Annotated in this window: 22 protein-coding genes; 12 read left to right on the forward strand and 10 right to left on the reverse strand. The window is 60.7% G+C overall.

What is annotated here, in order from left to right; all coding sequences use genetic code 11:
• Positions 1 to 118: 118 nt before the first annotated feature.
• The gene (locus CVV68_RS18585; RefSeq protein ID WP_110502495.1) at positions 119 to 1,453 is read right to left on the reverse strand and encodes an MFS transporter; all 1,335 of its coding nucleotides are present in this window, start codon (positions 1,451 to 1,453) and stop codon (positions 119 to 121) included.
• A gap of 132 nt (positions 1,454 to 1,585) precedes the next feature.
• Here CVV68_RS18585 and CVV68_RS18590 point away from each other — a divergent pair, with 132 nt between their 5' ends.
• From CVV68_RS18590 to CVV68_RS23265, 6 genes are all read left to right on the forward strand, one after another.
• Entirely contained in the window at positions 1,586 to 2,461 is an 876-nt protein-coding gene (locus CVV68_RS18590) for a LysR substrate-binding domain-containing protein (protein ID WP_110502496.1), read from the forward strand.
• A 145-nt stretch (positions 2,462 to 2,606) separates the two neighbouring features.
• On the forward strand, positions 2,607 to 5,366 hold the full coding sequence (locus tag CVV68_RS18595; protein WP_146238957.1) for a Z1 domain-containing protein: 2,760 nt from the start codon (positions 2,607 to 2,609) through the stop codon (positions 5,364 to 5,366).
• Positions 5,363 to 6,355, forward strand: coding sequence for a PD-(D/E)XK motif protein (locus CVV68_RS18600; protein WP_110502498.1), 993 nt, complete (start codon positions 5,363 to 5,365; stop codon positions 6,353 to 6,355). The genes CVV68_RS18595 and CVV68_RS18600 overlap by 4 nt, the downstream gene beginning before the upstream one ends.
• Positions 6,355 to 8,205, forward strand: a complete 1,851-nt coding sequence (locus CVV68_RS18605; protein ID WP_146238958.1) for a hypothetical protein — start codon at positions 6,355 to 6,357, stop codon at positions 8,203 to 8,205. Before CVV68_RS18600 ends, CVV68_RS18605 begins: the two co-directional genes overlap by 1 nt.
• The gene (locus tag CVV68_RS18610) at positions 8,202 to 9,089 is read left to right on the forward strand and encodes a hypothetical protein (protein WP_110502500.1); all 888 of its coding nucleotides are present in this window, start codon (positions 8,202 to 8,204) and stop codon (positions 9,087 to 9,089) included. Before CVV68_RS18605 ends, CVV68_RS18610 begins: the two co-directional genes overlap by 4 nt.
• Positions 9,086 to 9,859 (forward strand): DUF6339 family protein, encoded by a 774-nt coding sequence (locus CVV68_RS23265; protein ID WP_146238959.1) that lies wholly within the window; start codon positions 9,086 to 9,088, stop codon positions 9,857 to 9,859. Before CVV68_RS18610 ends, CVV68_RS23265 begins: the two co-directional genes overlap by 4 nt.
• Here the strand turns inward: CVV68_RS23265 and CVV68_RS18620 are convergent.
• Positions 9,840 to 11,336: a DNA cytosine methyltransferase gene (locus tag CVV68_RS18620; RefSeq protein ID WP_110502502.1), complete on the reverse strand. Its 1,497-nt coding sequence runs from the start codon at positions 11,334 to 11,336 to the stop codon at positions 9,840 to 9,842. The genes CVV68_RS23265 and CVV68_RS18620 overlap by 20 nt on opposite strands.
• A 164-nt stretch (positions 11,337 to 11,500) precedes the next feature.
• Here CVV68_RS18620 and panD point away from each other — a divergent pair, with 164 nt between their 5' ends.
• The gene (panD, locus tag CVV68_RS18625) at positions 11,501 to 11,911 is read left to right on the forward strand and encodes an aspartate 1-decarboxylase (RefSeq protein WP_110502503.1); all 411 of its coding nucleotides are present in this window, start codon (positions 11,501 to 11,503) and stop codon (positions 11,909 to 11,911) included.
• 82 nt (positions 11,912 to 11,993) lie between these two features.
• On the opposite strand, the gene CVV68_RS18630 is transcribed toward panD, so the two are convergent.
• Positions 11,994 to 12,863 (reverse strand): NAD-dependent epimerase/dehydratase family protein, encoded by an 870-nt coding sequence (locus CVV68_RS18630; RefSeq protein WP_245933647.1) that lies wholly within the window; start codon positions 12,861 to 12,863, stop codon positions 11,994 to 11,996.
• 97 nt (positions 12,864 to 12,960) lie between these two features.
• On the opposite strand from CVV68_RS18630, the gene CVV68_RS18635 reads away from it, so the two are divergent.
• The 5 genes from CVV68_RS18635 (at position 12,961) to CVV68_RS24685 (ending at position 19,649) form a co-directional block, all read left to right on the forward strand.
• Positions 12,961 to 13,887, forward strand: a complete 927-nt coding sequence (locus CVV68_RS18635) for an AEC family transporter (protein WP_110502504.1) — start codon at positions 12,961 to 12,963, stop codon at positions 13,885 to 13,887.
• 162 nt (positions 13,888 to 14,049) lie between these two features.
• On the forward strand, positions 14,050 to 14,265 hold the full coding sequence (locus tag CVV68_RS23270; RefSeq protein ID WP_146238960.1) for a hypothetical protein: 216 nt from the start codon (positions 14,050 to 14,052) through the stop codon (positions 14,263 to 14,265).
• A 276-nt stretch (positions 14,266 to 14,541) separates the two neighbouring features.
• Complete coding sequence (locus tag CVV68_RS18645; protein ID WP_110502506.1) at positions 14,542 to 16,128, forward strand: helicase HerA-like domain-containing protein; 1,587 nt, start codon at positions 14,542 to 14,544, stop codon at positions 16,126 to 16,128.
• Positions 16,129 to 16,208: 80 nt separating this feature from the next.
• On the forward strand, positions 16,209 to 17,195 hold the full coding sequence (locus CVV68_RS18650) for a hypothetical protein (RefSeq protein ID WP_146238961.1): 987 nt from the start codon (positions 16,209 to 16,211) through the stop codon (positions 17,193 to 17,195).
• Between the two features lie 243 nt (positions 17,196 to 17,438).
• A complete protein-coding gene (locus CVV68_RS24685) occupies positions 17,439 to 19,649 on the forward strand; it encodes an HNH endonuclease signature motif containing protein (protein ID WP_110502508.1) in 2,211 nt (736 codons plus the stop codon).
• Between the two features lie 93 nt (positions 19,650 to 19,742).
• On the opposite strand, the gene CVV68_RS18660 is transcribed toward CVV68_RS24685, so the two are convergent.
• The 7 genes from CVV68_RS18660 to CVV68_RS18690 all read right to left on the reverse strand — a co-directional run bounded on the left by CVV68_RS18660 (position 19,743) and on the right by CVV68_RS18690 (position 26,236).
• On the reverse strand, positions 19,743 to 21,689 hold the full coding sequence (locus CVV68_RS18660) for an NHL domain-containing thioredoxin family protein (protein WP_110502509.1): 1,947 nt from the start codon (positions 21,687 to 21,689) through the stop codon (positions 19,743 to 19,745).
• On the reverse strand, positions 21,689 to 23,986 hold the full coding sequence (locus CVV68_RS18665) for a bifunctional copper resistance protein CopD/cytochrome c oxidase assembly protein (protein ID WP_110502510.1): 2,298 nt from the start codon (positions 23,984 to 23,986) through the stop codon (positions 21,689 to 21,691). Before CVV68_RS18665 ends, CVV68_RS18660 begins: the two co-directional genes overlap by 1 nt.
• Before the next feature lie 117 nt (positions 23,987 to 24,103).
• Entirely contained in the window at positions 24,104 to 24,391 is a 288-nt protein-coding gene (locus tag CVV68_RS18670) for an HU family DNA-binding protein (RefSeq protein WP_110502511.1), read from the reverse strand.
• Positions 24,392 to 24,724: 333 nt separating this feature from the next.
• Positions 24,725 to 25,030, reverse strand: a complete 306-nt coding sequence (gene rpsN, locus CVV68_RS18675) for a 30S ribosomal protein S14 (RefSeq protein WP_110502512.1) — start codon at positions 25,028 to 25,030, stop codon at positions 24,725 to 24,727.
• A gap of 4 nt (positions 25,031 to 25,034) precedes the next feature.
• Entirely contained in the window at positions 25,035 to 25,202 is a 168-nt protein-coding gene (gene rpmG, locus CVV68_RS18680) for a 50S ribosomal protein L33 (protein ID WP_044574616.1), read from the reverse strand.
• Complete coding sequence (gene rpmB, locus CVV68_RS18685) at positions 25,202 to 25,438, reverse strand: 50S ribosomal protein L28 (protein WP_110502513.1); 237 nt, start codon at positions 25,436 to 25,438, stop codon at positions 25,202 to 25,204. The genes rpmG and rpmB overlap by 1 nt, the downstream gene beginning before the upstream one ends.
• Before the next feature lie 366 nt (positions 25,439 to 25,804).
• Entirely contained in the window at positions 25,805 to 26,236 is a 432-nt protein-coding gene (locus CVV68_RS18690; protein ID WP_245933649.1) for a protein-tyrosine phosphatase family protein, read from the reverse strand.

The raw sequence follows: 26,236 nt of genomic DNA on the forward strand, positions 1-26,236 counted from the left end.
CAACCATCCCTGCGGGCATTATCAAATGATTCCACGAAGAAAACCACGCGGGCATCTTGACATGATTCCCCGGGGGGCGCGCCGAGACTCTAAAATGCTCGCGAAAAGGGGTGCGTGCCTACTGGATTGCCCGGGGCACGATGAACAGGGGCTGCCTCAAGCTGCGAAGGTTGACTCGAAGTCTGAGCTGCCCCCGCCTGGCCAGCGTGATGCCAATCGTGGCAGCCGCCAGGGCCGGCATGCCTCCGGCAACCAGCATGGCCCATTGCACGCCCACATGCTCGGCCAGCCACCCCATTAGCGGACCGCCCAGGGCCTGCCCGCCGATGAGCACCATGATGTACAAGCTCATGACACGGCCGCGGATCAGCACATTGGTGGACATTTGGACCAGCTGATTGGAATTGGTCAAGAACAGCAGGGAAGCAAACCCCGCCACCACCATGACGGCACCAAAGGTGACCATGTTCGGTGACAGGGAGGCGAACATGAGCACTATTCCATAGGCGCCGGCCGCGGATATCACGGTACGCAGCCGCAGGACGGCAATCCTGGTCGAGGCCAGCGCACCGGCCAGGGCCCCGAGCGCAACGAGCGTGTTGAGCAGGCCATAGCCCCCGGCACCGGCGTCGAACACGTTGTTCGCGTAGGCCGCCATCAGAACGGCCAAGCTGAGGCCAAAGACGGCAAAGAACCCTGCCATGACGGCGGGCCAGAAGATGGTGGGCTTGCTCAGGGCGTAACGCACACCTTCCATGAGCTGTCCCTTGGACCGCTTCGCCGGGGCCATTTTCACCAGCTCCTCCGGGCGGATGAAGACCAGCGAGCCGACAGTGACGCTGCACGCCACCGCGTTGGCGGCGAAGGCCCAGCCACCGCCCACCGCGGTGATCAGGATGCCGCTGACGGCCGGGCCGATCATGCCGCCCATTTGGAAGATGGAGGAGTTCAGGCTGATGGCGTTGCGCAGCTGGCGGGGTCCGACGAGTTCGTTGACAAAAACCTGGCGGGCGGGCTGGTCGGCCACCACCACCAGCCCGAGCACGAATGCGATGACGTAAATGTGCCACACTTCCAGGTTCCCGGTCAGCGCCAGCACGGCCATGGTGGTGGCCAGGAGGCCGGCGGAGCCCTGGCTGATCATCAGGATCAGGCGCTTGGAGTATCGGTCGGCCAGAATCCCGCCGAGCGGCATGAGCACCAGGGACGGGATGAACTGCATGAAAACGGTGATGCCGACGGCCGTAACGGAGCCGGAGAGTTCCAATACCATCCAGTCTTGGGCGACGCGCTGCATCCACACGGCAATGACGGCGACGAGGTTGGCGGAGGCAAAGATGCGGTAGTTGCGGATCTTGAGCGAGGAGAAGGTTTGGTTCCACGGCGGGCGCGTGGCGACGATGTTGATGGGTGCGGTCAGGGCAGCATTTTGGGTTGCTGGAGGGGGCGTCAAAGCGAAGGTCCATCGGCTGGAAGTGGCGGGGAAATTTGGATCCCTTCAAGCCTACGGACGGCGACTCCATGCCGAAAGAGTATGGTGAATATAATTACCATTGCATTCCGTAATAGTTAGGTGGCGCACCGCATGCATGACACGCCCACTTTTGACCCGGCGCAGCTTAAGAGTTTCCTCGCCGTGGCGGAGACCCGAAATTTTACCCGGGCGGCCGAGCGCCTGGGCGTCAGCCAGCCCACGGTCAGCCAGCATGTGCGCAAACTGGAACAGGCAGCCGGGCGCGTGCTGGTGGCACGGGACACCCGGGATGTGCGCCTGACTGACAACGGCGACGCCATGGCCGGTTTTGCCCGCACGATCCTGGCGGCGAACGACGCCGCCAGCCGATATTTTTCAGGCGCGGCAATGCGCGGGCGGTTGCGTTTTGGCACTGCTGACGACCTCGCCATCACCGGGCTCCCCCGCATCCTGCGTGAATTCCGCCAGCTGTATCCGCAGATCAACCTGGAGCTCACCGTGAGCCAAAGCGACCAATTGCACCGCCGCCTGAAGGCCGGGCAGCTGGACCTGGTGTTTGTGAAGTGGGTGTCCGGCACCCAGGAAGGTGAGGTGGTCAAGCAGGACACCTTTGCCTGGGTGGGGCTGGAGGAAACGGTCCTGGAGCCGCGCTCACCGGTGCCCGTGATCATCTACCCGGCGCCAAGCCTGAGCCGCAAGCTGGCCCTTGACGCACTGGAGGAGGCTGGCCGGACCTGGCGGATCACCTGTTCGACTAAACAAATCAGCGGGGTGCTGGCGGCACTGCGCGCGGGCATCGGCATTGCGGTCATGCCGACGTCGCTGGTTCCCGACGACCTGAAAATCATCACCAAACGCTTTGACCTGCCGCCCGTGGGCGACGTGGACTTCACGCTGATCCGCAACCCGCTCGCCAACACCGAGGTGGTGGATGCGCTGACACGGGCCATCATGGGCCGCAAACTCACCCCCCTGAGCCGGCGGTAAGCGAGCTCACAAGTCGAATTCAGGACGCAAATGTTTCGTATGTCAGCGACTGGAACCGAACACCAATGGAATGTCGTAGTGGCTGGGTAGTATCTGAAGATAGGTAAATCGTTCAGCCCTTTTTCACAGATCGGAAGTCCCGTTCGTGCCCAAATTATCGACAGAACCGCTAACTCCGGAACAGATTGAGCACCAGAAGAACGTCGGCGAAGTCGCCGATCATATTGAAGGCCTTGTACGTGGCGGGATGAGTATCGCAGCTGCCGCTCAGTCGTTGTCGACGGGTTTCTTCAGAGTCCCCCCAGAAATGTTGGCTGAGGGACGGCACACCTACGAAAAACGCTGCCATCTCGTTGAGGAGTGGGACGACGAAGAAGGCGGCAGCACAATGAGCCCATTCGACATGGAGAGTTGGTACGGAGGGCCCAAGGAATCCGATGTCTTCTGGCCCCCGTTGTACAATCGGCTAAGTTCGGAAATTGCCGACGGGGTAGTCGATGTCGACAAGTCTTCTTCACGCGTCATTTCACTTGGAGACTTTCCTGGCAAACAGCTTATCGATACCCGAGGGCTAGTCCTAGGATATGTCCAAAGCGGGAAGACCACGAATTTCATGTCCGTGATAGCCAAGGCTGCCGACCTCGGTTACCGCATGATCATCATCCTCTCTGGAACGACAGACAACCTGCGTCGTCAGACTCAAGAGCGGCTCGATGACTACCTGGCATTCCCAAACCGATCCAAAATCCATCCCCTCACGACTCAGAAGAATGACTTCTGCGAAGTCACCACTGCGAACGCGCTGCTAAACCAAGACGAAATGCGGCTGCTCGCCGTCGTAAAGAAGAACCCTGCGAGACTCCGACGCCTCAATAAGTGGCTGAAAAGTGCTTCGGCGACCACCTTGGCAAAATGCCCAATCTTAGTCATTGATGACGAAGCGGACCAAGCGTCCATCGACGTCGGTGCGCGCCGGCAGTCCACGATCAACAAACTGATTCGAGAACTTCTGTCGCATCCCAAGTCCGCATACATCGCCTACACCGCAACCCCGTTCGCAAACCTTCTAATTGATCCCAAAGATGAGTCAGACCTCTACCCACGCAATTTCATTGTGAGTCTTCCGCGGCCCGACGCATACTTCGGGCCCGAGCGCATCTTCGGGTCCCTCGAAGCCGAAGAGGGCATCACACCTGACGATGGCCTAGACATCGTTCGAATAGTCTCGACGGATGATGCGGCCGTTGTTCGGCCCCCCACAAAGAAAGAAGACTTCATTTCCTGGACAGCGGAGATTCCGAGCTCTCTCAGGACATCGATTCTATGGTTTTTGCTTGCCACCACCGCCCGGCGCATTCGTTCTAATGAAATTCGCCACTCATCAATGTTGGTCCATACGTCGATGCGCGCCTTGGCACACATGGAAACCAGGGATGCCATTGAGTCTGAACTACATCAGATCCGAGGCGCCTACGCCGTTGGGGAACCGGCTCTACTGCACGAGCTGAGGACTCTTTGGGAAACCGAGACCGCAAAAGTAGACGCAGGGGCATTCGAGAATATGCGCATTGAAACGGACACGGTCATCGACGGCCTAGACGGGACCTTGGCGAAGGCTAAGGTCGTCGTAGACAATTATCTGTCCGAGGAGAGACTAAGTTATCCCAAAAATGAACCGCAGACGGCGATCGTCGTTGGCGGAAACACGCTTTCTCGTGGGCTGACGCTGGAAGGGCTAATTTCAAGCTACTTTGTTCGCGCGTCTTCGGCCTACGACACACTGCTGCAAATGGGACGATGGTTCGGATACCGGAAAGGGTACGAGGATCTCGTCCGTATTTGGATGACGGCCGAGTTGCGAGATTGGTTCTTCGCTTTGTCCACGGTCGAGACTGAAATCCGCGAAGAAATCGACGTTTACGCCAAAGAGCGAAAAACCCCGGCACAACTGCCCGTCCGCATTCGGACCCATCCGCAAATGGCGATCACATCCGCTGCAAAAATGCGGAGTGCCGTCAAGGCACGGGTCAGTTACTCAGGCACCAAAGTCCAAACAATTCTATTCCATAATGAAGACCAAAGTTGGCTTGCTGGGAATATTGTCGCCACAGAACGCCTTGTTGCCGACGCAAAGCGTGCAGGACATAACGAACACGAATTCCCAAACGCCCAGACTCGCGGATTTGAGGGCGTCGATTCTGATTCAATCCTTCAGTTCCTGCATGAGTACAAGGTCCACAAGAATGCACGAACGATTGACCCAGAACCAATCTGCAAGTATATCCAAGGCCAGAACAAGAAGGGCTATCTGACGAAGTGGAACGTCGTTTTCATGGAACGCAAGAATGGGGATGTTTCGGACTTGACGCTAGGGATGGACGAGCCGCTTAAGCTGCTTCAACGAAGCAAGCTGTCGCCCGCGACCCCCGGCACTGCAAATCTGAAAGCCATCTCCTCTACTTGGGATCGGTTTGCTGACTTGGACATTGATAAAAAAATCGTGGCAGAATCGTTTGGCTTGCCGAACGAAAGCAAGGTCCGCGACCACCACCTCCGGACAGCACGAAAAATGCGGGGGCTCGACAAAGTCGGACTCTTGGTCATCTATCCGATTAATAAGGATTCACGCCCGAATGCCAAGGCCCCAAGAGTGGCCGAAGGACTTCAAGTTCCACTAGAGGCCTCAGCGGCTCGGCGGAATGTTGAACGAATTGCTCTTGACGCTGAAGAACATCTCATTGGAATCAGCCTGATCTTCCCTGAAGCACGGGATGAATCCGACACCGTCGACTACGTGACTGCCAATGTCGACACGGACTACCTTGAGGATGTTGAGGATGAAATCGACGCCGCCGACGACCAAGACGAAAAGAACGCACTCCAAGAGGAGGCTCAAGCCAAATGAGCACCCCCCAAGAATCGTCTTACTCGATATTTGCTTACTTGCAAAGTCAGCTACCTGCAGCTTCCAAGTTGACCGTTCGCCCAACCGACATCGTAACCAGTGACGGTGCCGTTGCACACGCGATCGACGGAAACGGATTTCCAACGCTTCTGATACCGGTCTCAAGAGACACAAATACAAATATGGACTGGCACAACAAGTCCATCACCTTTAGATACAGGAATTTAATGGTGAAGGGCGTCGAAACGCTCTTCTTGGCGCTTGAATGTAAGTCCGAACGACTACTCACACAATTTGGACACCTCGTCGACGACGTATTGAGTTCGGTGGCGGAGCACCCCGAAGACGCGAATACCGTCACGCGAATGGTCGTTGATCGCTGGCGGGAGATGCTGAAGGATACAAAGCAACCACTCCTCAGTGAAGCACAGCTCGCAGGACTATACGGTGAGCTTTTGTTTTTGGAACAGTTGTCCTTTCACCACGGTGCCGGATGCTTGGCAGCTTGGACAGGCCCTCAGGGGAACCGTCACGACTTTGAGCTCAGCAACGCTTCTTTTGAGGTCAAAACGACCGCAAACCACAACAACTTAATTGTGGCATTCCACGGTGTGCGTCAGTTGGAAGCGACTAACGACCTCCCCCTTTACGTCGTTGCCCATCAGATCGAGCGCATCCTTGGAGCAGATTCTGTCCCTGAACTTTTGCAGCGACTTTACGATTCAGGCATTGACAGGTTGGAACTCCTACGAAGACTGGCAGAGGTCGGATATCACGAGACCGAAGTTGGCCATTATTCTGCCTATACATTTTCAGTCCTTGCCACTAAGACCGTCCTAGTTGATTCAGAATTCCCACGAATCACCCATGAGACTCTCACTTATGGCCGTTTCTTGGAGAAGATATCTTCTTTGCAATATTCAGTTGACTTGGGACAGCTGGAGGAGACCTTGGTTCCGCTGGAAGACCTCGAAATGACCGGTGAATAGTGTCCATCCGTCTAAGCCTGTACCGCCATCAGTGGGAGGCCACTGGGAGCGGCGATGCAAAATCGATTCAAAACGCCATGGGAAAGACATCGCTTGATTTGTGGAGCGTGCTACTCCGGGAATCTCTTCAAAATAGTTGGGATGCCCGTCTTGGCGAGCACATCCGGTTCTGCATTGCAGAAACCTTACTGCCGGAAGAGAAGTCTTCCGTCCTTGTAAACGAAGTTTTTGGTGAGCTTCCGCCCCAAGGCGCATCACTCAAGTTACCAGGGAAATTAGCAAACGGTCGCCTGCGAGTGTTGACCATTTCCGACTATGGAACTCGAGGCTTGGGAGGTCCAATCCGCGCGAATTTTGCCTCTAAAATGAATGAAAAACGCGATTTCGTAGACTTTGTCCGTAATTTTGGTCGCAGTCAGAGCAAGGGGCTCGAAGGAGGCACTTATGGTCTCGGCAAGGGCGTACTTTACGAGTCGAGCGATGTCGGAATGTGCCTCGTCTACTCCCAAGCCTTGGTGGACGGTGCCATAGAGAACCGCCTCATCGGAGTTTCGGGCGGGGATGAAGACTATGACGACAACAACCTAAAATACACTGGACGAAATTGGTGGGGCATTATCGCAGAGGACGAGATTGTCGATCCTGCCACCGGAACAGACGCCCGGCTCATCGCTGAGACCGTTGGAATGCCCGTACCTGAACCCGACGAGTCGGGGACCTGCATCATGATTATTGATCCAAAACGCTTCGACGGTGATAGGGGGGATGCTCATATCCAAGACAGGATCAACGCTATTCGAGACGCAGCGCTCAAATGGGCTTGGCCTCATGCAATGGACGTCGGATCGGGTCCGAACGTAGAATTTTCATTTACTTTTGACGGAGCAGCACTTGCGCCGATTCGCCCGCTCGAAGACCCGATGATCCGTCATTTCGCTCAAGGCTATGTCGACATGATGCGAAGTAACGAGACCGGTATTGACCCACAATCGGCGCAGACAATACTGAAACCTATTGACTCTCAGCGGCCCCAGAAACACCTCGGAGCTCTGGTCTTGCGACAGGCCCTGCACCAGCTAGGCGACGTCCGATCGCTGGAAAACACAGTCGCTTTGCTTCGGAAGCCGAGAATGGTCGTCAAGTATCTACCGGTCACGGCCCCCGCCGGTGATTTCTCCGTCTACTCTGTCTTCGTCGCCGATGACAGCGTCGACAAGTTCTTCGCATCCTCTGAGCCTGTCGCCCATGACGACTGGGTCGTCATGAAAGCCGAGAAGGATGGTCGTAGGAACTATGTACGCAGTGCCATGCTCAGTATCGATGCCGTATTCAAGAGCCTGTACTCCGACTCAACAGCCGCAACGGCCAGCCAACGGGTCGCCGGTGCAACGAGAATTTCATCCGCCCTAGGCGGCCTAATTACTGGGATTAAAGGTCAAGGTGCACGTTCGATAGAACCGCAAGCCGGCTCAGGTTTGCCAAGTCCTGGCTCGTCGATAAGTTCGCGTCGTACAACAATACGACCGTCTGGACCGGCCAAATTGTTCAAATTTGGTGGTAACAATCGCGTAGGATTTCCGTTTGTAATTAGCGGGGGAAAACCAAAGGAGAAATTCTCCGTCACTGCACATGCCCACATCGTCCTCGGCACCGGCGGCGTTGAATCAAACGATGGACCGCTGATGGCAGCCCGGCCGGAGTTCGTCGGTTGGATCGTTGACGGCGACGATGAGCTGGTTGAGACCCTGATAGTTGAGACCCCAACGGAAGCGAGCTACCTGGCAATCTTTACGCAGCCCGCGGATACTGCTGTTAGCTCCACGGCCTCACTGGAAGTTGTGGCTCCATGAAGTATGTCAGCCTCGGGCACTTAGTATTGGATGAGCGGATTGTTCGCGATGTGGAGTGGGAATTCTCCCTCGACGGCCAAGTAACTCGGTCAGTGGACGGCGCCCTCCCAGAGTGGAACTATTTCTCCACGGTTGGAGTTTCATGCACAGTCATCGTGGATATGGATGAAGCGAGGCGAGCATTGGAGGTCGCGAATGATTTGCAGTTTGCCTGGCTCGTCGTCGCCAAATGCAAACCATCCCCCGTTGCCATCCCAAGTCAACCCATCCGTCTCGTCGACGGACGTCAAGAGATCTCGCTTACTCTGCCGCCTGGCAGTATCAGCGGACAGCTAGATCTCGAGCTACTCCTGACAGTTGCGTCGCCCTCCAAGTTCCACATCGACGGATTCGCACCTAGCAAAATTGGTCAAACCGTCTTTCGGACGTCATCAAAACTCGTCTTGGAAGGTAACGCAGGGCAGCTGCCACTATTACCCGTGTCTTTTGCGGATCACGGAATCCAACATCCTGAGTCTTCTTTGTGGTGGCTGCGGTTCTTAACGCGAGACTTGGAAGAATCGGCGAATTCAGCACTGTGGCTGTGGCTCAACACAGACAACCCTGAAATGGAGCCGTTAATTGAACAGTCGGACACAACAATCAGCCTAATCTGGTTGCAATTCCTCCAGATCGACTTCGTTCGTCAGCTCCTGTCCGAGGCACTTCGTCATCCCGATTTGGACACGACTTATACCTACCCAGACGGTTCATTGGGTGAACTGCTCACAGGTGTGATTAAACTCGTCGGGCCATCTTTGCAATCAGTGCAGGCGGAACACCAAGACGACCCTGGACGCGTGGAAGCCAAACTTCAAGCACTGGTTAACGGAGCGAGACTATGACTCCAGTCTTTTTCTGTTACCCGCGAATAACTTTAGCCCAAGCTGTGCAGGACTGGACGGCGATCAGGGAACTACCATTAGTTCAAATTCAAAAAATCTGCGATAACATCACAATTGTCGGTGCAGAATTTTATCCTTTCGCCGAAATTCGAAGCGAAAATTCCGAATTACACTTTTTGCGACAGAAAATAGTTGAAATCGCCAAAAGTTATGGATATCCAAATCAAATTTCTTCTCGCCTGAAGGTCACGTTCGAGGGAGAATTGCTCAAGATATTTCAAGAAGAAGTTGCAATGAGTCCCGCGGAAGCTTCAAATATGAACGTGTGGCACTTTTTCAATCTCAGACTTTTGGCAGATATCACTTTGTGGCGATTTGGATACTTCGACACGGAGAAGAATAGGTGGTCCATAAATGAAGAACGCCTCTATATGTTGAACAGAAATATGTTTGGACGAATTTGGTGGAGAGGATATATATTGGGCCCAGAGCTGGCAAGTCAACTGAGCGAAGACGAAACAGTGCAGATACTTGAACGCCCGTCCCTCTACGCATATCCATCGTTCGCGAAAGCCGTCGGCACCCGCTATTTGACCTCACCGAGCAAGATCAGGGCTACACGTGTCCTGAGGGACGCCAGTAAGCGCTTTACGCGTCGGATGGCTGTTCTATCTGTATTCATCATGCAAGAGAGTCAGCTGACCCATTTCGTAGACGAAGTCTTCAACGAGGCAGAATCGGCCATGTTGACTACACTCCGGGATTCATGACTTTCGCGATCTTCTCACCAATCTGCTTTGCCAACAGCGGCGGAACGGCGTTTCCAACTTGGGTGAACTGCTGGGTTCGATTGCCGAGGAAAATATAGTCATCAGGGAAAGTCTGCAGCCTAGCCGCTTCGCGAACCGTCAGGCTTCTCATCTGATCCGGATCGGGATGAATGTAGTAGTGACCATCTTTGGCAATATGGGAGACAATCGTCGTCGACGGCAGGTCGTTAACTTGCACCCTGAACCTGTCAGCAAACGGAACAACATCCGCGTCAATGTTCCTGTGATTCGGCCATAGCTCACGGTCCAAGTCTCGAACCTTAGGGCTGGGACCTCCGTTTTCCTTCGCAATCAAGCTCAGCACACCATATCGAAGAAGATCCTGCGCCATGTGCGCCCTGGCCTCATGGTTCCACGTGGGAAGACCGGCGATCATGTCAGGACGGACAAATCCCTGATATGCCTCGACGCTTTCGCTTAGATCCTCAACTGGTATGCGCTTTGTCTTAGCCGTTGAAATTGCGCCCATCTGGTTCGATTTGGGCGGGTTGAACGACGAACCTCGAACATACGGACCAACCAAATTTCTGATTCTCGTCCAGTCCGTGAGATCGCCAGTATTTCGACGGGAAATAGTTGAACGCACTTTTGGCAGTACCCCAATGGCGTCTGCAACCGTCACCCTATTGCTGCGCTTCAAAATGCTAGGTCGTGCGATTCCACTATCCCGGCGCACTCCGACGACGATAAGGCGATGCCGCTTCTGTGGCACTCCATACTCTTCCGAGCGAATGAGGAAATCTGTGGAATCAAGGTCCTCATCGGTTCCCTCTTTTACCATCGAGTATAAGTCGTATTTGAGTCCATCTTTGTGCGCGGCTAAATCACGTCGGATTAGATCAAAAATTTTTGTCCCACGATTCACTGACGAAAGTAGGCCCTTAACATTTTCCATAACGAATATCGTCGGTTTGTGCGTTTCGATGATGTGCAAATATTCTTTGTATAAAAAGTGCTTGTGATCATCTTCAAATGTGACGTCGTGCGTACGACGTGACCTGCCAGCCAGTGAGTACGCTTGGCAAGGGGGCCCACCAATTAGAACCCAATTATTGGATTCATGTCCTAGCGCTTTTTTGATTATCAGGTCGGATTCGGCGCGGCTAGACTCGGAGAGCTCAAACTGATGGACTTCTTCAATAGCCTTTTTATAGGCTAATTTGAAGTCAGAGTCCTCATTGACTTCAGAAAATGTCATTTCTTTACGAAGAAATCTCTTAAATGCAACTGTTCTTGGAGTTTCGTGTTCACGGAGAATCCGAATTGCGCTTCGGAGACGCAAAGTCTCTACGGCGGAAGCCTCCATCTCGATGGAGGCAACAGTCTGGAAGACCCGCGCTCCTGAGTCGTCTCGAACGCTGGAAAAACCCTCGTTCAAACCGCCTGGCCCTGCAAAGACATCAATAACGGGTATCACCCTAGACTCCTCATACTTTTCGCTTCACTCCAGGCTACCAGGTTAGACCGCTGCACTAGCTCTTACACCGCTTCTAGCGTAGGACCAAGGACGGACATCCGCCGCCAGCGCCGCAAGCGAACTCACAATCCGCCCTCGGTCCGGCACGGTAGACTGGTGCCGTTATGATGCGAACAATGTTTAAGTCCAAGATTCACCGTGCCACCGTGACTCACGCCGATCTGAACTACGTCGGCTCCGTCACCGTCGACGCGGATCTGCTGGACGCTGCGGACATCCTGCCCGGCGAACTCGTCGCCATTGTGGACATCACCAACGGCGCCCGGCTTGAGACGTACACCATCGCGGGCGACCGCGGCTCAGGCGTGATCGGCATCAACGGTGCCGCCGCACACTTGGTCAACGTGGATGACCTGGTCATCCTGATCACTTACGCCCAAATGAGCGACGCCGAGGCGCGCGGCTATGTGCCGAACGTGGTCCATGTGGACGCTGACAACAAGATCGTGCACCTGGGCACCGACCCGGCCGAGGCCGTCACCGAGGGCCTGCTGCGCCCGGCGTTTGCACAATAGCCTCTTTCGCTCGTAGGTTTTTCGCTGTCCGGGCCGGCCGCGGCCCACACTGTCCCGCCCCTGACTGCGCGGTGAGGCATCGCTATCTGGCGCTGTCCCGCCACGAATGCGCCGGCGCATAGCCAATGACCCTGCGTGCTGCGTCGATGGACAGCAGCGTCTCATGCCCCGACACGTCCCTGCGCCGCTCCAGCCCGGGGAAGAATTCATCCAGCAGCTCCGCGGATGGCCGGTCGATGACCGTGTCCGCCGCAGCGATGATCAGGTTTTCGCTGCCCGTGCTGTCGGCTTCGACGGCGTTCCGGCAGGCGGCACCGACGTCGCGGGCGTCCACATAGCCCCACAGGTTCCAGGCCCGGGACATGGGGTCCGCCCCGAATCCGGGCACCCTGGCGTATTCGGCCTCCGTGAAGATGTTCGTCAGCCTCAACCCCACGAACGGGATGCCCGACCAGGCCGAAAACTGGGCTGCGGCAGTCTCCCCCAGCACCTTGGACAGCGCGTATGTTGACGAGGGGTGGGGGAAATGGGCCTCGTCGACGGGCGCATAACGCAAGGTCCCGCCGTCGTCCGCGAACGGCAGGCCCAGGGTGGTCTCGCTCGATGCCCACACCACGCGCGCCAGCCCCAGCGCCTGCGCGGCCAGGAAGACATTGTGGTTCATGGCCGTGTTGCGGTTAAGGGTCTCCGCCGGCGGGAACATGCCCGGCTCCGGAATGTTGGCCATGTGCACGACGGCGTCGGCCCCGGTGAGTGCCTGCAGTGCCTGCCCGTAGTCCGTCAGGTCAACGCGCATGGTGGGGGTACCCAAGTCCGAATTGCGGCCCACCGGCCCGGCGATGTCGCAGGCGAGGACCTTGTAGCCGTGGGCCAGGAACTCCGCCACGGCGGCGCGGCCGGCCTTGCCATGGGCGCCTGTAACCGCGACGGTTTCAATGGGAAGGATGCTCATGATGACTCCTTGTGGCGTGGGCGGTACGGGAGGAATACGCTTTCTCAGCTTAAGCTTAGGACGTGCTGAACGTGTCCACCCCCTGCCACCCCCTGCCGTGTTAGCCATCGTCGAGGGGTTTTCGGTCGTTTGGCTCATTATCCTGGTGGGTTGGTTTGTGGGCCGCCGCAACGTGCTCGGAGACAACGCCGCCCAGGTCCTGAGCCGGCTTTCCTTCTTCGTGGCCAGCCCGGCGCTGCTGCTGGAGACACTGTCCAAGGCGAGCCTGAAGGAAGTGTTCTCGGAACCGCTGCTCGTTGCCGCCGCCAGCGCCGTGTTCACCGGCCTGATTTTCCTGCTGATCTCCAAGTATTGGCTCAAGCGGTCCCTGAGCGAGGCGCTGCTCTCGGCGATGTCGTCTTCCATTGTCAATGCCGCCAATTTGGGGATCCCGATCGCCGCCTACGTGCTGGGCGACGCGGCCTTGATTGCGCCCGTGCTGATCTTCCAGCTGGCGTTTTACACGCCCTGCTTTTTGCTGGTGCTGGACGCCACCACCAGCGGGCACCGGGCGACCCCGGGACGCGTCTTCCTGCAGATCTTCCGAAACCCCATGATTCTCGGGACCCTGGTTGGCCTGCTGCTGGCGGCCACTGGATGGAAGCTGCCTGACTTGGTGGCCGAACCCATACACCTGATTGGCGGCGCCGCGATCCCCGCCATCCTCATCGCCTTTGGCATGTCGTTGGGCACCAGCAAGCCACTCTCGGCCACCGACGGGTGGCGGAGAGACACCCTATTGGCCACGGGCTTCAAGCTGGTGCTGCATCCCCTGGTGGCGTATGTGCTGGGGCACCTTGTCCTGGGCATGTCCGGGGCCGCCCTCTTTGCCGTTGTGGTGGCGGCGGCGCTGCCCACCGCACAAAACGTGTATGTAACCGCCCAGCGCTACCAGGTCGGCCTCACCGTGGCCAAGGACACCGTGCTGGCCACGACGGTGCTGGCGATCCCGGCCATGTTTGCCGTGGCCATACTCCTCGGCTAACGCCGGCGGCCCGGTGGTTGTCACAAATGGTTTGGCGATCGTCCCTGCCCGTCCCGCCATGATTCACTGAGCGAGCCTGCAAATACCCAGATTGCAGACTATCGAGTTCGGAGAAGCATAGTCATGAAGTGCTCGCGCAACTTACGTTCCGGGTTTAAAAACATGGCCATCCTCGAATTGATGGGAATTTTCAAGTCAAGGCACAGTCCCAAACCCCGGATCTGCGTTACAGACGTCGGCATCGTCATTGCCGCATTGGGATGTGTGTCTTTGCCAAGCCGCAACTGGATTTTGGCGACGGCCTTCATCGCCCTTGGTGTGGCCGTGTTTATTGCAGGAGTTGCAAAGCAACTACACGACGCTCGGCGCCGCGCATAGCCGAAGGGGAGTTTCATTATGCGCAGTGTCGGAAGCCCAGACTGCACATTGCGGAAGTGAAGGTTCTTTATGCGCAGGGCAAGCCACTGATCCGTGCGCCTGTTGGCCACCTGCGCAATGCCAGGAGCCGGCGCTGCGCATAGCGAAAGTCGGGCTCTATTAAGCGCGCAGCTCCTTCATCCGGGCCTCGAGCGGATCGACCACCGGGGAGAGCCCGGCCACCGGCTATGGATCAGTTGCTGCGCAGCCAATGTGACGGAGGGTACGCTTTTGCCTATGGCTACCAAAACCCCGGCAGAGCAGCTTGCATCACTCCAGGCCGGATACACGTTTAGCGGTTCCTCCATTGCGCTTGGCGCGGCCCTCATCGACGGTCAGGTCCACCCCGAGGCGCAGGTCAGCCTGCCGCTGGCCATGATGAACCGGCACGGCCTGGTGGCCGGGGCAACCGGTACGGGCAAGACTGTCACGCTCCACATGATCGCCGAACAACTCTCCACGGCCGGCGTCCCGGTTTTCATGGCGGACATCAAGGGCGACCTCACCGGCCTGGCAACTGCGGCACAGGGGAGCGAGAAATTGACTGCCCGCACCCAGGCCTTGGGCCAGCAGTGGGAATCCAAGGCGTTCCCCGTGGAATTCCTTGCCCTGGGCGGCGCAGGCAACGGTGTCCCCGTCCGCGCCACCATCACCAGCTTTGGCCCCATCCTGCTCTCCAGGGTCCTGGGCCTGAACGAAACCCAGGAATCCAGCCTCCAGCTGGTGTTCCACTACGCGGACACCAAGGGCCTGGAACTGTACGACTTGAAGGACCTGCGCGCCGTCATCCAGTTCCTCACCTCGGACGAAGGCAAGGCGGACCTGGCGGAGCTGGGCGGGCTGTCCAAGGCGACGGCCGGCGTCATCCTGCGCAACCTCATCACCCTGGACACCCAGGGCATGAGCAACTTCTTCGGCATGCCGGAATTCGACACCGCCGAACTGCTGCGCACCGCCCCGGACGGCCGAGGCGTCATCACGTGCCTGGAGCTGCCCAGCGTGCAGGACAAGCCGCTGTTGTTCTCCACCTTCCTCATGTGGCTGCTGGCGGACCTGTTCCGCGACCTTCCGGAAGTGGGCGACGCCGACAAGCCCAAGCTGGTGTTCTTCTTCGACGAGGCCCACCTGTTGTTCACCGGTGCCAGCAAGGCGTTCCTGAATGCCATCACCCAGACGGTGCGCCTGATTCGATCCAAGGGCGTCGGCATCTTCTTCGTCACCCAGACACCCAAGGACGTCCCCGGCGACGTCCTCGCGCAGCTTGCCAACCGCGTCCAGCACGCCCTGCGCGCGTTCACCCCGGACGACGCCAAGGCCCTCAAGGCCACTGTCTCCACCTTCCCCGTCAGCGACTACGATCTGGAGGAGGTGCTCACCTCCGCCGGCATTGGAGAAGCGGTCGTCACCGTCATGAATGAAAACGGCGCGCCCACCCCGGTCGCCCTGACCCGGATGCGCGCGCCCGGCTCCGTCATGGGGCCAAGCGCCGACGACGCCGTCAAGGCGGTAGTCGCCGCCTCGGCCCTGCTGCCCACTTACGGGACAGCCGTGGACCCGGTGTCCGCCTATGAGAAATTGCAGACACAGGCGGCGGCGCCCGCCACCGGCCCCGCCGTGGGGACGCCGCTTCCCCCTCCGCCTCCGCCTCCGGCTAGGCTTCCCGCCCCCAAGAACGACGGCGGCGGCATGGGTGCCGAGGTCATGGGCGCCCTGGGCGGTGCCTTGGGCGGCGGCATGAAGTCCATGATCCGCTCCATGGGGTCACAGTTGGGGCGGAACCTGATGCGCGACATGTTTGGCACGGCGCCGCGCCGGCGGCGCTAACGCGCTGGAAAGGTCACAAACCGCCGGCCGTGCCGCGGTGGATTCCAGCCCGTGGCCTGCAAGACGGTACAGTGGACGGCGTGAAGAACGGGGCCAAACTCATCAAGATTGCCGCCGCGTGGCTGCTGATCCTGATGCTGGCCATCGCCGCCGCCATCGTCACCATCACGGTGGTCAACAACAACTCCTTCGGGCCGGCGCGAACGGTCCAAAACTACCTGGATGCGCTCCGCGACGGCAACGGTGCCAAGGCGCTGGGTCTGCTCCACGGAAGGGTCCCGTCCGCCAACGCCGCGGTGCTGGACGGGGCCGGCCTGGCCAAGTCCCAACAGGATGTGAAGGACGTCAAGATTGGCGAGCCCGTTGATGCCGCCGGCAACAGGCAAAAAGTCACCGTCAGCTACTCCATTGCCGGCAAGGCGCTGTCCTCCGACTTCACACTGGCCCCGGGCCCCAAGCACTGGCTGTTCTTTGACAGCTGGAGCATTGCGCCCACCACCCTGCCGGTCCTGAACGTCTCCGTGGTGAACGCCAACCAGGCCTCCGTGAACGGCGTGGACGCCAACATGCCGGAAGGCAAAAACTCCTTCGCGGTGTTTTACCCTGGCAGCTACGAGGCCGAGTACCGGTCCCCGCTTTTTGCCGCACCACCGGTCCAGCGCAGCGTGAGCGGCCCGCTTGAGTCCATTCCCGCCGTCGCACTTGCCACAGGACCTACCACCGATCTTCTGGCCCAGGTGGGCGCCACCGTCCACAAATATCTGGACGCCTGCGCCAAACAGGCCGTGCTGATGCCCGCCAACTGCCCCATGAGCGCGGCCACAGACAACCGTGTTGTTTCCGCGGTGAAGTGGAGCATCCTGGAGTACCCGGATGTGAGCATCACACCGTACGGCGGCAAATGGATCATGGCACCGCTGACGGTCAAGGCCCAGGTGCAGTATCAGGAGCAGAACCTGTTCACCGGGACCGTCGCCCCCGTCAAGCACGCCGAGGACTTCGGCTTCACGGCCAAGCTGTCCATCGACGGAACCACGGTAGGAGTGACCCCGGTGGTCAGCTACTAAGGCCCTGCTGCCGCGCTCCCGCAAGCGCTGCGGAGAGCCCTCCCCTGTGACCGGGCCCGATGGCATCGCCCGCGGGGATCCGGGGCGGGTGCAGGTGATCGGGGCCTGTCGGGACATAAGAATACCGACCCCTTGCCGGCCATTTTGCCATTGTTCCCTCCACAGGGGGTCGCACATATTAATGTGTACACATGTTCGTATGATCATCAAATTTTGTCAGTGGCATCCCGTAATGTTGGGGATATGGAAGCAACGGCACGGACACCGGAACACCCCGGTTCCACACGGGAAGTCAGGGGCACCGGTTGGCATGTCCGCCGGTTGCTCGCCCTTGCCGAGTCCTTGACCCGGTCCGCTACCGCCGCTGCTTCCGGTTCGAGGGCCCCGGGTGCCGGACCGGCATCCGGGGCCGCGGCAGCCTCGGATGGAGCCGATCCGAGCAAGACCAACTCCGGAACTCCGGCCGACACTGGTCCTGCCGGTCCGGGTCCTGCCGGTCCGGGTGTTGGTGTCCCCATCGGCGTGGATATGGACGCCCTCAGCGATGCGCAGGCTGTGACCTGGGCGCAGGACCTGGAACAACTGGGCTGCTTCCTGGCTGCCCTGCAGGTCCAGGCGGCAGGAGACCTGGCCGGGCGGGTGCGGGCCAGCCGGTACCACGGGATCAAGTACCCCTCGGAGCTGCTGGCCATCAGCCTGAAGTTGGGTCGGGGCGAGGCCGGGCGTCGCCTGCGCCTGGCCTCGAAGTTCCTGCCCGTCACGAACCCGCTGACTCTAGTCACTACCGCCCCGGAACAGCCAACCACGGCCGCAGCCTTCTTTTCCGGGCAATTGACCGCCGACCAAGCCCTGACTGCCTCACGGTACACCGAGGAGGCCCGCCACCTGGCCGACGCCGGCCGGATCACCGGCGACACAGCCTGCGAGGTCGAGGAATCCCTGACCGGCTACGCCCGCACCATGGATCCGGACTCCCTGGCCCGGGTCGGCCTGCGCACGGTCAACACCCTGGACCCGGATGGACAACAACCCACGGAAGGGGAACTGCTGGCGAAGCAGGGCATCACTTTCCGCCAGCCCCGCCGCGGCCTGGTCCACTTCGAGGGCTGGGCCACAGTGCCCCAATACGAAACCTGGATGGCCGGCATCGCCTCCGCAGCCAACCCGCGCCAACACACCAACCTCAATCCCGACCCAGCCCCGGAAAACACCACGCCGGAAACCACCGCATCCGACAGCGGAGACAACGCGGCATCCGGCACCGCTGCCTCAGACACCGCTGCTTCAGACACCGCTGAAGCCACGGAAGCCGCCCGGGGCGGGGAAGATCCAATTCCCGGGCTCACGGACCTCGACGGCCTGCTCATCACGGGCCACGTTCGAGACGCTGACGGCGAGGACAGCCTTGGCGGACCGGACTCGCGCGACTCGCACTGGGAAACCCAGTCGGTGGCAGGCCAGGGCGTGGCAGGCCAGGGCGTGGCAGGCCAGGGCGTGGCAGGCCAGGGCGTGGCAGGCCAGGGCGTGGCAGGCCAGGGCGTGGCAGGCCAGGGCGTGGCAGGCCAGGGCGTGGCAGGCCAGGGCGTGGCAGGCCAGGGCGGCGACGGTCCAGGCAATGCTGACTGGTGGCCGCCGCCCGGACAGGGACCGGCACCGGGCTGGGCCCGGGAACCATCCTCCACCGACAGCGGGCAAGATCCATCCGGCGCCGACAGTTCGCAGGACCCGTGCGGCAGGGAAACTCCGGCGCCGTGGCCACACCGGGTCAACGGGATCCAGGTGCCGGAGCCCGGCTCCGACGAGGAACTTCCCGGACTGGACCCGATCGACCCCGCCTGCACCAACCCGGTCGTGGCAGACCGGCGCACCCGCGCCCAAAAGCTCCTCGACGGCACCATCGAAGGCATCAAGCTCGCCGCCCGCACCGGCAAGCTCCCCATGAACGGCGGGCTAAAACCCCAGCTGTTCATCTCCACCACCGAAACCGAGCTCCAGCGCCGCACCAAGTGCGGCCAACCCGGCGGCATCGCCTTCCTGCCCTACAGCGGACCCCAACCCCTGGCCCTCTTCAGCACAGAACTCTGCGACGCGGACGTCACCACCATGATCCTGGGCAACGGACAGGACATCCTCAACGTCGGCCGCACACAGCGGCTATTCACTAAAGCCCAACGAAAAATCCTCATTGCCCGCGACAAGGGCTGCTCCTTCCCCCACTGCACCAGGACAGCCATGACCACCGACGCCCACCACATCATCCCCTGGGCGGACGGCGGCGAGACCAACATTTCAAATGCGGCGTTGCTTTGTGAAGTGCACCACCACCTGGTCCACGACGGCGCCTGGAGCATCAAACTCATCCACGGAGTGCCCTGGTTCACCCCCAGCTACAAGATCGACCCCACCCGAACCAAAATCCGCAACACCTACCACCACGGCCTCCCACACACCTGATGACCGGCAACAGCCGCCAGAGGCCCAAGGACCCCGCACGCACGGCTGCCCCGTCCAGAACTGCCACATCCTGATGGATTCAGGCGGCCGGTGTCAGTCCATCCCGCGCAGGTCCAGCGTCAGCTCGCTGGCGCCGTCGGCGGCCAGCAGCACGGGGATGCCCCAGTCCTGTTGGTACAGGTGGCAGGCTGCGTGGTCCGGGATTTCGCCATTGGCGTCCTCAGGTCCGTCGCAAGCCGCGGCGCGGGCCGTCAGGTGCAGCACTCCCTCGGTGACATCCGGGGAAAGCACCAGCGTTCGGGTCAGGCCCACGGATGTGCCGCCGCCGGAGACCAGCAGTTCCGGCGGTGTCGAGGAAACCTTCAACTGCGTGGGATCGCCCCAGCGGTCGTCCAGCTTCTGCCCGGTCGGTGCGGAGAAGCGGATGGTCACGGCCAGCTCGCCCGGCGCCACAGCTGTCCTGGGGCGCTGCGTCTGTACAGCTCCCTCATCGACCTGCAGGGCGTTCTTGGGCAAAGGCAGGCGGATCAGCTGGTGCTTGTTGGCCTCAACCACTATGAGGAGTGGAACGTCGCCGGATTCATCCAGCAGGACGTCGCTGGGCTCGGCCAGGCCGCGGGCCAGCGTGCTGACCTGCCCGGTGGCGGGGTCGTAGCGGCGGACGGCGCCGTTGTAGGTGTCCGCAACGGCCACGGAGCCGTCCGGGAGTACGGCAACGCCGAGCGGGTGCTGCAGGCGGGCCGCGGCGGCTTCGCCGTCGCGGAAGCCGAAGTCGAACAGGCCTTCGCCAATGGCGGTTTTCACCGTCACTGTTTTCCTGCCGTCAGCGCCGGCGTCGCCAAACTTCACCACGCGCAGCGCCGACGTTTCCGAGTCGGCGACCCAGATGTTCCCGTTGGCATCCTCGGTCACGCCGGAGGGCTGGGCAAACCAGGCCTGGTCGCCCGGACCGTCCAGCAGGCCCTCAAGCCCGTTGCCGGCCACAATGGTGACGCTGCCGCTGGCCGGGTCGAAGCCAAAGATCTGGTGCGTGCCGGCCATGGCGATGACCATGGTCTCCAGCACGGAGGAATACGCCACGTCCCACGGCGAGGAGAGCGCAATTTCGAGCGAAGCGGCACCCAGGCTGGTGGCGGAGGCCGAGGCGCCGTCATCGTCCACGCGGGCGGGGCCCGCCTCGAGCAGGCGCTGCACGCCGTTGCCGGCAACCGTGCGCACCTCCCCGGTGGCCAGCGTGATGCCGCGCAGGCGGTGGTTCACGGAGTCGGCGACGACGACGTCGTACCCGACCAGCGCTGCCAGCTTGGGCGGGAGCAGGGCCAGGCCCTGCGGCTCATTGAATTCGGCCGCGGCGGGGGCACCGTCGGCGTGGCCCTTGGTTCCGGTGCCGATGGTGCGGATGACGGTGGTCAGGTCCGGAGCCGTCTCCACCAGTCGGTGGTGGCCGGTGTCCGAGACCAGGAAGTTCCCGTCGGCCAGCGGAAGCACCTTGCCGGGGAAGCGGAGGTCGCGGGAGACGGGTTCCGGGGCTACGTACGGGCCGTCCCCGCGGTGCAGCGTCCCCTTGGCCTCGTGTTCGGCGATAAGTTCGGGGATGAAGGAGGCCAGGCCGGCTGCGTGGCCCTCGCCGGAAAGGTGGGCCACGATGTATCCCTCGGGGTCCACCACCACCAGGGTGGGCCACGCGCGGGCGGAGTAGGCCTGCCAGGTGACCAGCTCAGGGTCGTCCAGCACCGGGTGGGTGATTTCGTAGCGTTCCACGGCAGCAGCCAGGGCCACAGGGTCCGCCTCGTGCTCAAACTTGGGCGAGTGCACCCCAACGGTGACCAGCACGTCCTTGTATTCCTGCTCCAGGGGCCGGAGCTCGTCCAGCACGTGGAGGCAGTTGATGCAGCAGAACGTCCAGAAGTCGAGAATGACAATCTTGCCGCGCAGCTTTTCCAGGTTCAGTTCGGCGCCGCCGGTGTTGAGCCAGCCGCGGCCTTCGAGTTCGGAGGCCCGGACGCGGACGCCTGAGGTGGTCTTCGTTGTGGATTCCACTAGTGCTTTTCTCCTTGTGGTCCAGACGGTGAACCTGATTGTGAAGCAGAGGGGGTGCCGGCCGTGCTGCCGGCGGCGTTTGCCGGCGTCGGATTGCCATTGTGGAGGTGCGGAAGTGCCGGTCCGCTGTGTTCGGGGTCGATCTTGGCATCTCGGGCGGCCAGCTGGGCAAACATGTCATTGTAAGCGTTCAGGTCGGCATAGTTATTCCGGGCGGCGGCCCGGTCTCCACGCTTCGTCTCGCGGGCGTCCGATTTGGCCCACATGTAGGCTACGCCCATGGCGATGGCCAGGGTGGGGATCTCCCCCACGCCCCAGGCGATGCCGCCGGCGGTTTGCTGATCAACCAGGGCCGAATCACCCCAGGGCCGGCCCATGTTGCCAAAATATTCGCCGGAGAGCAGGTTGGTTGCCATCATCAGCGAGACACCGAAGAACGCATGGAAAGCCATGGTGGCCAGCAGCAGAAGCAGCCGCATCGGGTAAGGGAAGCGGCGCGGGAGGGGGTCGGTACCGATCATGCTCATGATGAAGATGTAGCCGGTCAGCGTGAAGTGCACAATCATCAGCTCGTGGCCCACGTGGTAGCGCATGGCCAGGTTGAACAACGGCGAGTAGTAAAAAATGATCAGGCTGCCGGCGAAGTTGGCTGCGGCAAACAGCGGGTGTGTGACCAGCTGCGAAAACTTGGAGTGAACCAGCACCAGGATCCATTCGCGGATGCCCCGGCTGCCGTCCCGGCGCGGGGCCAGGGCCTGCAACGCCAGCGACACCGGGGAGCCCAGGGCCAGGAACAGCGGCGCGATGACCATCAGCGACATGTGCTCCACCATGTGGGCGCTGAAAAGGACCTGCCCGTAGACGGCGGTGCCGCCGGAGGTGATGTACACCAATGCCAGCAGTCCGGTGAACCAGGAAGCGCTGCGCAGCACCGACCATTTGTCGCCGCGGCGGCGCAGCTTGATGATCCCGGAAAGATACGCCGCGCCGGCAGCAGCGGCAAAGGCGACCCACAGCCAGTCCATGCGCCACTCCGTAAACCATCGGGCAAAGGTCAGCTCCGGGGGCAGCGGGTAGTCGGTGAGGATCTGGGCCGGTGTCAGGGCAGCCTGCACCAGCTCCCGGGACTGCGGCGGCGCCGAACGGCTCAGGCCCACGGCGAGCCCGCTGGTGATGCCCATGATCAACAGCTCACCAAAGACCAACTGCCACAGCAGGCGTCGGGTGCGTGCCGCCGTCGTACTTTTTTGGCCTTCGCCAAGCCGCGGGACGATCCAGCTGCGGTGCATCCAGCCAATCACGCCGAGCACGATGGTGGCAGCGGACTTGGTGAGGATCAATTGTCCATAGGTGGAGTAAAAGAGGTCGTGCAAGTTGGTGATGCGGATGGCGGCGTTGATGATGCCGGAGCCGGCCACGCCCGCAAAGGCGAAGATGGCCAGTGCGGAGAAACGCTGGAGGGTTTGCGCGGTGATTTTGCCCAGCACGCCCGAAACGACCACGAGCACAATGATGCCGCCCACCCACAGCGAGACGCCTGTGATGTGCAGGAACAGCGAGTTCACGGCGCCTATGTGGTCGGCGCTGGAGGCGGAGTGGCCGATCAGCGCCTGCGGCACAAAGGAGAGCAGGGCCAGCACGAGCGGCACGGCCAGCGCGCTGACGTTCCGGAGGCCAAACACCATGGTGGTGACCACGGCGGCACAAATCACCACGGCGAGCCATGCCTGGCCCACGGGCAGCTCAGTCATGTAGAACACGAGCTGATTGGTGTAGTCGCTGGTGCCGGCCAGGGGCAGGCCGGAAATGCTCGAGTACGTCAGCACCAGCACGGTGATCGCCGCCACCGTCCACACTCCCGCGGCGACTGCCGCCAGTGTCATGACACGGGTGAAGGCGGGGTGCTCCGCGACGTGCACGGGCTTGGCCGAATCAAGTTTTTGCTGGCCGGTGTGCGGGCGGCGGGCCTTGGCGTCCTTGGGCAGGATGACGGTCGCGAACACCAGCGCCCCGATCACCGTGGCCAACGCCAGGTTGTGGACGGTGGTTGCCACGGGCAGCCCCCATCGGGTGATGGCGCCCGGATCGCCGAGGTCCTGCACGCCGGCGGCGCCGGTCCACAGCAGTGCCCCCACGACGCCGGCCACCGCGGCTGCGAGCCCCAGCCACCACCAGCGGCTGCGCACGCCCCCGGCAAAGGTGCCCCGCAAACCGGGGTTTGGCGTGGTGGTGTCCGGGCGGGGACTGGCAGCGGGGGCAGATTCTACGGGTGGCACCCTTCCATTGTCTTTCACCATGCCGGGATAGGGCGAATCGGGGATTTCCCAGCAATGGGCAGTGCCATTGAACTGTCCCCTTAAAACCCTGAAGGCGGCCGGCACGTGCCGGCCGCCTTCAGGCGAAGAATGTGGAGACTACTTCTTGTTGGAGACAGCTGCCTTCAACTTCGAGCCGGCGGACAGCTTGACACTGTGGCCTGCCGCGATCTGGATGGTCTCGCCCGTCTGCGGGTTGCGGCCCGTGCGAGCTGCACGGTCGGTGCGCTCGATGGAGAGCCAGCCCGGGATGGTGATCTTTTCGCCGGCTGCAACGGAGCTCTCGAATACCGAGAAGAGTGCATCCAGAACACCGTTCACTGCGGTCTGGCTGGTCTCAGCCTTTGCAGCAACTTCAGCTACCAGTTCGCTACGATTCTTAGCCATGTTTGTCCTCCTGGACGTCAAGAATGTTCAATTCCACGCGGTTGCGTGTCAACCACTGCTAGCGAACTTACCATTTCTTCCGCGGGTTTCCGGCAATTTTGGGCGTTTTTCGTCGTTTTTTGAGCCAAATTGCCCGTAATCCCGGGGTTTTTCGCTCTCAGCCGAGCGGCGGCGGCCTTGTTTCGCCCGAAACCGGGGCCAACCCGCGACATACCGCAGAAGATACGCCGGGGTCCACCGCGGTCGCGTCCCAAGCCCTTTCCCGCCTGAAAACGGCAGCAAAAAGGACGGCAACCCGAAGGTCACCGCCCTTTTAGAGCTGAAAATCAGTGATTACCAGCTGGACTTCTTGATGCCGGGCAGCTCGCCAGCGTGCGCCATCTTGCGGAAGCGAATGCGGGAGATGCCGAACTTCTGGAGCGTTCCACGCGGGCGGCCGTCGATGGCGTCGCGGTTGCGGACGCGCACCGGCGAGGCGTTGCGGGGGAGCTTCTGCAGGCCCAGGCGGGCCGCTTCGCGCTCTTCGTCGGTGGAGGCGGGGTTAACGAGGGCCTTCTTCAGGGCGAGACGCTTTTCGGCGTAACGCTCGACGATGACCTTGCGCTGCTCGTTCTTCGCGATCATGGACTTCTTAGCCATAGTCTTAGCGCTCCTCTCGGAATTCAACGTGCTGACGGATCTTGGGATCGTACTTCTTCAGGACCAGGCGGTCCGGAGTGTTACGACGGTTTTTACGGGTTACGTACGTGAAACCGGTACCCGCGGTGCTCTTCAGCTTGATGATGGGACGTACGTCCTTGTCCTTTGCCATTAGAGCTTCACCCCACGAGCCAGGATCTGTGCAACAACGGCGTCAATACCGCGCACGTCGATGGTCTTGATGCCCTTTGCGGACAGCTGCAACGTCACGTTGCGGCGCAAGGACGGTACCCAGTAGCGCTTCTTCTGGATATTCGGATCGAACCGGCGCTTGTTGCGGCGGTGCGAGTGCGAAATGCTATGTCCAAAGCCCGGCTCGGCTCCGGTCACCTGGCAATGTGCTGCCATGATCACTCCTAATAAATGAATGGGAACGGTCCACTGGTGCAAACCGTGCGCTTGGGCGGCGTCCGCCTTTGGACAGCAGTGGACCCTTACGTCTTTTTCAAGATGAAAGGGACCGTACCTGGTCCAGCGAATACTTCGAATGCGCGCAACTTGAGCCCCTAACTACCGGCCCGCGGGAGGATATTCACCGCAAACCGGAGCAATTGCACACGCTCCGCGCCACCTGGCGCCTACCCAGTCTAGAGGTTGTGGGGGGAATAAGACTAATTGCCCATATCATGGACCCTTGCAAGAGGGAAGCACCACGCCGGAACTTGCCTCCCAGCCCGTTTCCCGGCACCTGCACGTGGCCGGGTCCGGTGATCCTCAGGGCCGGAAATTGCCGACATAGCGGCGCTGCCATGGTGTTTCCACGGCACGCGGTGAATAGTTGCGGCGCACGTAGTCGACGGCGTCGCGGCCGGACAGCCCGTCAAGGACGGCCAGGCAGGCCAGCGCAGTTCCGGTGCGGCCCACACCTCCCCCGCACGCGATCTCCACACGCCGGGCTGCGGAGTGTGTCCATGCCTCGTGGATTGCCTGAACCGCTTCGTCGCGGTCCAGCGGCAGCCAAAAGTCGGGCCAGCGCAGCCAACGGCTCGGCCAGCCGGAAATGCGGGGCGGACGGCCTGTGAGATACAACCCGAATTCAGGCCGCTGCCCGTCCGGGAGCGGCCGTCGCAGACCCCGGCCCCGCACCATCCTGCCGGAAGGCAGCTGCAGGAGTCCCGGCGTCGTGCCGGCCCAGGTATCAGCCAC

The organism is Arthrobacter livingstonensis (assembly GCF_003219815.1).
In the GTDB taxonomy this organism is placed as follows: Bacteria; Actinomycetota; Actinomycetes; order Actinomycetales; family Micrococcaceae; genus Specibacter; species Specibacter livingstonensis.